Genomic DNA, 6,207 nt, shown 5'->3' with positions numbered 1-6,207 from the left:
ATGATTATCGAATATTTTACTAATTTAATACTAACTAATTTAAATACTTTAATAACATTATCAGCAGTTCTAATTTCATGGCTCGCTTACAGAACTCAGAAGAAAACTTTAAGCATTGTTTACTATGAAAAGAAATTTAAGGTTTTTGTTGATTCACAAAAACTTTATCAAGAGTATACTCATGGTGAAATAACTAAGGATACTTTTAGTCAATTTATATCCTCAATGTATGCCTCAAGAATATTATTTCCTAAAAGTTCTGGTGTTTATGAGTTATTGAATTCTGTCCATGCAAGTGCGATAAGTTTCAATGGTTGTAATAGTCAAATAAAAAAAGTTACAGATATTGCAACTTTAGAATTATTACATAAAGAACTTAATAAATCTCGTTCATACCTTAGTGGTTTTTTAGATGAGTTATCGAAGCGTATTAATTCTAATATTGAAGTATATTAAACTCATTTAATTATAATTACGCTTCCAATATGTCAATATCGACACCAGTATAACTTATTAATAAAAAGGGCTTTGCGCCCTTTCTTGTTGTATTACGTACCGTAATTAACGGATAGAATACTATCAGCTATTAAATTACTTTTATGATTTTGAATCGAAATTTTCATTATTTAATTTTTTATCAAACGCCTCAGCCAATTTCTCGGTTTCACTAAAAACAGTATTCCAATATTTAATTCGTGTATCTGCATCAAGATCGGTAAAGTCGTTTCTATCTGGGATTTTTCCGTAAGGTAAGCTTGCTACAAATTCTTTTGATGGGGTGATCATCACCACGTTATCGTAATTAAGTGGTGATACTTTACGTTTTAAATTTTTATCGAACCACCCTGCTTTCGGGTCGCTATTAAAATGCGGATATAAAATAAGTCCTGGGTTATTAATTTTTAAATCAAAGTGGTAATCGATAATTCCGCCATCGCGATATATTCCTTGCGGCGATCCTGCAATATTTTTTATGCCTTGCATTACAAGTGGTATTGAACCCGATGCAAGTAATGCATCTTTTAAATTATTTTGAGTAAGCGCTATGTTTTGCGTTTTAAAATTGTAGCTGTCGGTAATTGATAAGTTACTTGTTGCTGGGCCAAATATAAAACGCTCATATTGCGAGCCTAATAATTTTCGGTTAACGCGGTTTAGCATATAACTTTTTGATAAACCCAGTAGTTGTATTAATTTATTTTCGCTGGCAATAAAGCCATTCGATTTTGCTACTATAAAATGCGCTTTAAATGTTGGGTTATTTATAATTTCGGTTACGCCGTTATCGCCAAAAACATCTTCAAGTAATGCGCGCGCTTTTATTGTGATTTCACTTGGTGTTGGTTTATTACTTGAGTACCTAGTTTGCGAATACGATTTTGCTAATCGCTCAATGGCAGCAACAGGATCGTTTTGTGCAAAACACGCAGAGCGAAAAGCGCCGGCAGATGACCCAATTAAATTAAGTGGTTGGGTACGATTTTTAAAAAATTCACCAAAAATATATTTATCTAAGCCAAATAATGTAAACCATTTAGGGCCGCCACTTGCACCTAAAAAAGAGGTGAAAAGTTCAGGTTTAAAGCCCTGTTCGTTAATAATTTTAGCCGCTGTTTTCCCTGCGTGAATCTCGATCATCTAAAAAATTGTGCCTTTTATTTTGGTTGCTTTAGTTATTTTCACAACACTTAAAGTGAATATTTATGCAAAATAAAAAGCGGCTTTATGTTGCCATAAAACCGCTTTTTGTAGTTAAGTGTGCTTAAAATACGTGAGTTAATCCCAAATGCCGTCTTCGCATTTACCCTGTACTTTTACATCTTTTACTTTAAATTCGGGCTCTAAACCTTTGTCTCTTTGTGCGTGGTAATCGCTCGTGACAGACAAAATAGTCGGCGTTAACAGTATAATAGCGATAACGTTAACCACTGTCATTAACCCTAAGGCAATATCGGCTAAATCCCAGACTTCTTTTAATGTGGCCGACGCGCCCCACAACATCATTGATAAATAAAGCAAAGTGTAAATGCCGCGCCCTACTTTGTTGTCGAGCTTAAATAAATGCAAGTTGCTCTCTGCATAGGCGTAGTTTGCCACCACCGATGTAAAAGCAAATAAGGTAATAGCGGCTGCTACAAAGTAAACACCACCTTGTGCTAAATGAGCAGTCATGGCGCTTTGTGTTAAACGAATGCCTTCCATTTCGCCGCTTATGTCTATATCGGCTAATAAAATGATCACCGCGGTACAGCTACACAGTACTATTGTATCGAAAAATACGCCTAGCATTTGTATGTAACCTTGCGTTACTGGGTGATTAGGAATTGGGCTGGCGCTTGCTGAAGCATGCGGCACACTACCTGCACCGGCCTCATTAGAATATAAACCACGTTGAATACCGTTTTTAATGGCAGCGCCCATTGCACCGGCGCCTGCTTCTTGTAAACCAAACGCTGATAAAAATATATCTTTAAGCATGGCAGGTACTTGCGTGAAATTTATAATCGTAATAATAACGGCGGCAAGTACAAACACAATGCCCATTATTGGCACTACGCGCTCAGCAAATCGGGCAATTGCTTTAAAGCCACCGAGTATAATTGAGCCGGCGAGTACAGTAATAACTAGGCCTGAATAAAATGTAGGAACTTCAAACGCGTAATTAAGTGCGTCGGTAATTGTGTTCGTTTGCATTGCGCTAAACGTAAAGCCGTAACCTAAAAACAAACACGCGGCAAACACAATTGCAAACGCTCGGCTACCCAAACCTTGTTGAATATAATATGCAGGTCCGCCTCTAAATTCGCCGCCACTATCGCGCACTTTATATACTTGCCCAAGTACGCTTTCAGCAAAGCCTGTAGCCATACCCAATATGGCTATTACCCACATCCAAAATATAGCGCCGCTTCCACCAAGTGAAATTGCCACTGCCACACCGGCTAAATTACCGGTACCTACCCGTGCACAAAGCCCTGTACACAACGCTTGGAATGACGAAATATCATCTTTGTTACATTTGCTACTGCCTTTAAGTAAGCTAAACATGTGCTTAAGCTTAACTATTTGGATGCCTTTTAAGCGTACCGAAAACCATATACCTGTAAACAAAAGTATATAAATAAGTACTTGACCTTCTCCCCATAAAAGGTTGTTTACACTTTTGATGGCGGTATCGAACATTGCTAATCCTTTTTTATTTTATACTTTTACTCTATGTTAGCACCGACTTTAAACTCTGCATGTAGCGCTACTTAACTTAAAAAATCCGGCAGCTCACTATGCATTCAACATAATAGTGTTTAAGTTTGGCTTTACCCATAGTGAAGTGTGTATTGGTGTTTAATAATCTGTAAGCAAGCACATTTGGTATTGAATTTTATTTCTATAAATGTGAATAATAAATCACACCTACACTTTATATTGATTAGTTAAAAAATCAATAATATCTTTTTAAGATTCAGTATTTTGTTTTGCGTATGCGTGCAAGATGCAATAGTTTTTATTTTGATGCAGTAAGGTTTAGGCGTAATGAGGATTAAGAATGGCAAAAAAATAGCGCATAAAGTTATGCGCTTTTTTGTAATTACATTTAATTAGTTATAGCTGTATTGTGTAGGTGCACTGTAATGGTTGTTGCTGTTAATCTGTAAATTTTGCATTGCTAAATATGAGCGACCTGCATCTAAACCTAGTTTATGATCAAAACGTAAATCGTCATTCGAACTGCCTAATAATTTACTATGCAGTTTTTCGTCTGCAAAAATTTGTATTATTTCTACATCACTTGGTGGATTAGTAATAAAGTTAAGCTCATCTAAATACGCTTGTTCGTGCTGTATTAAGTAGTCCAATGTTTTTGGACAATAGCCTGATGCTATAGCAAATGTTCTTAGCTTTTGCACCCATGCAGATTGCGCTTGAAAATTAGCGTCAACCGTTCTTATTACTACAATTTTACGCGCACCACGATTATAAGCCTCGCGTACTGGTAAGGGGGCTGCTAAGCCACCATCTAGGTAAAAATCGGCTTGGGCTTGCTCTTCAATTAAATGTGTTTCGTTCGCTGCTTTTGCATCTAACCACGGTGTTAATTTTACACCTTGTTTGTATAAAAATGGCAGTGCGCTAGAAGCCTTTAACAGATCCCGCCATTGCTGACCTTCACCTGTTGGCGATAAGTAATATGCTTTTCTATCTCGTGCATTTGTAGCTGTAATAAGTAGCTCACGGTCACCTAAACTAGTTTTAGCTGTTTTAAAATCTATGGCTCTGTTTACCTCGGTGGTTTTGTCAAAGTACCAATCTAAATCAACTATGTGCTTACCCACTAATCCGCGACCAAGCTGAAAAAAACGTTTGTTACGCGAAAGCCCTCTAATTAGGCGTTTTGCATAGCCTTTTTGACGCGCTAAGTAGCTCGTTAAGTTTTGCGAACCTGCAGAAGTACCAATAAATAAATCAAAAGGGTCATATTCTTGCTCTAACCACGCATCAAGTACGCCGGCTGTGAATATCCCTCGCTGCCCGCCACCTTCAGCAATCAGTGCAACTTTTGGTTGCGCTGTTTTGTTAACTGAATTAGCTGTTGCGCTATTTAGAGATTTCACGGTGAACCTACCTTTATTTGATGATGTTTGGGTTAATACACACATTATAAAAAATAAAAGTGATATCTTAAAATTGATTGTTTAAATCAGTTTGATTGATAAAACAGAACGCTAAATGATTTATAAATTCACTCAACATAGTCTGGTTGTTTTATTACTCGTTAAAAAAGACTGGTTTTCAATTTTGCAGACATCACGTAAATTAATTCAATGTATAAAATGAATGTTCTTTATTGATGTCTGCAAATTTAGCAGAGGTAAGGTGTACGCTTGCTTAACTAATCTAAACTCTGTATATAAATTTATCTCAAGCAGTTATTTTTATACTCACTACGTTAAATTAACTTGTAAGAGGTTAGTAAATCCCTTACCAGATCTCAGGTTAACTAAATTACCTACAGCAACAACTCTTTAAGTTAGCGTTTTATTTCCATTAATATTTCGAGTGCCCGGTGACGTTTTTCTCCATCATATAGGTCGTTAGTAAATACAAACTCGTCGACACCCAGTTGTTTTACGATCATCTCTAGCTTGTGTTTAATACTTACATGCCCACCAATTACACTTAAGCTTAAAAAGTTTTCTACGTGAGCACGTTCTTGCTCACTCCATAAACCATCCATTGTATCAATGGGTGGTTTTAACCACAGCTCTTCGCCTCTAATTAAAGCCAGTACGCGTTGCTTTGACGTTGTAGATAGGTACTTAGCTTCTTCATCTGTGTCTGCAGCAACTAACGGCAATGCAAGCATAACATAAGGTTTATCAAGTACGTTTGATGCTTTAAATTCGCGTTTATACAGGGCTATTGCATCATGTACAAAACGTGGTGCAAAGTGCCCGGCAAAAACATACGGCAACCCTTTTTGCGCTGCAAGTTGCGCGCTAAATAAGCTTGAACCTAATAACCAAATAGGTACGTTTGTGTTCTCACCAGGAATGGCGCGTATTGGGTGTGTGCCATTATAAGGACCTAGCAAGGTTTGTAGTTCACTTACCTCTTGAGGAAAGCGTTCTGCTCGGCTCATATCACTATTTAAAGCGCGGCTTGTAACTTGGTCGCTGCCAGGCGCACGACCTAACCCTAAATCAATTCTGCCTGGGTATAAACTCTCTAATGTACCAAATTGCTCAGCAACAACTAAAGGCGAATGGTTTGGCAGCATTATGCCGCCCGAACCAACACGTATATTTTTAGTATTGCCTGCAATGTGCCCGACTAAAATAGACGTGGCCGCACATATAATGCCGGGCATATTATGATGCTCTGCCAGCCAAAAGCGATTAAAGCCTAACTCATCAGCTCTTTGTGCATATTTGGTCGTTTTATGTAAGGTATCGGAAACCGTTTCGCCTTGAGGCATTGGTGCAAGCTCTAATAACGAAAAGGGAATATTAGTTAACAAAATGGCAGCTCCTAAAAATGCATACTAATAATGGTGCTGCATTATTAGTATAAAACACTTAAGTGGGACTGCTCTTAACTCAATTCAAGTATAAAGTTAAATATGCATATGTTATTTAACTCTAAGGTATACAAGCAAGTTCGGCATCACGTTGCTAACGAGCAAATGTATAAAAACTTAAACCTTAGCAA

At 37.3% G+C, this 6,207-nt stretch carries 5 protein-coding genes; 1 reads left to right on the top strand and 4 read right to left on the bottom strand.

Features of this window, described 5'->3' with window-relative positions:
- On the top strand, positions 1-456 hold a 456-nt coding region (locus tag P20652_RS20400; protein WP_008170005.1), incomplete at its 5' end, for a hypothetical protein.
- A gap of 141 nt (positions 457-597) precedes the next feature.
- Here the strand turns inward: P20652_RS20400 and P20652_RS06580 are convergent.
- From P20652_RS06580 to P20652_RS06595, 4 genes are all read right to left on the bottom strand, one after another.
- Positions 598-1,638, bottom strand: coding sequence for a patatin-like phospholipase family protein (locus tag P20652_RS06580; protein ID WP_008170003.1), 1,041 nt, complete (start codon positions 1,636-1,638; stop codon positions 598-600).
- A 138-nt stretch (positions 1,639-1,776) separates the two neighbouring features.
- A complete protein-coding gene (locus P20652_RS06585; RefSeq protein WP_008170000.1) occupies positions 1,777-3,183 on the bottom strand; it encodes a sodium:alanine symporter family protein in 1,407 nt (468 codons plus the stop codon).
- Positions 3,184-3,596: 413 nt separating this feature from the next.
- Complete coding sequence (locus P20652_RS06590; RefSeq protein WP_008169998.1) at positions 3,597-4,610, bottom strand: patatin family protein; 1,014 nt, start codon at positions 4,608-4,610, stop codon at positions 3,597-3,599.
- Between the two features lie 416 nt (positions 4,611-5,026).
- Positions 5,027-6,016, bottom strand: coding sequence for an LLM class flavin-dependent oxidoreductase (locus P20652_RS06595; protein WP_008169996.1), 990 nt, complete (start codon positions 6,014-6,016; stop codon positions 5,027-5,029).
- Positions 6,017-6,207: the final 191 nt, after the last annotated feature.

It is taken from the genome of Pseudoalteromonas sp. BSi20652 (assembly GCF_000239855.1).
Classification (GTDB): domain Bacteria; phylum Pseudomonadota; class Gammaproteobacteria; order Enterobacterales; family Alteromonadaceae; genus Pseudoalteromonas.
This window is presented reverse-complemented; position numbering and strand designations above follow the sequence as displayed.

What these genes read in the sequence shown, in the direction of transcription:
- P20652_RS06580 (WP_008170003.1), bottom strand. Translation starts at nt 1,638, where the DNA reads ATGATCGAGATTCACGCAGGGAAAACAGCGGCTAAAATTATTAACGAA.
- P20652_RS06585 (WP_008170000.1), bottom strand. Translation starts at nt 3,183, where the DNA reads ATGTTCGATACCGCCATCAAAAGTGTAAACAACCTTTTATGGGGAGAA.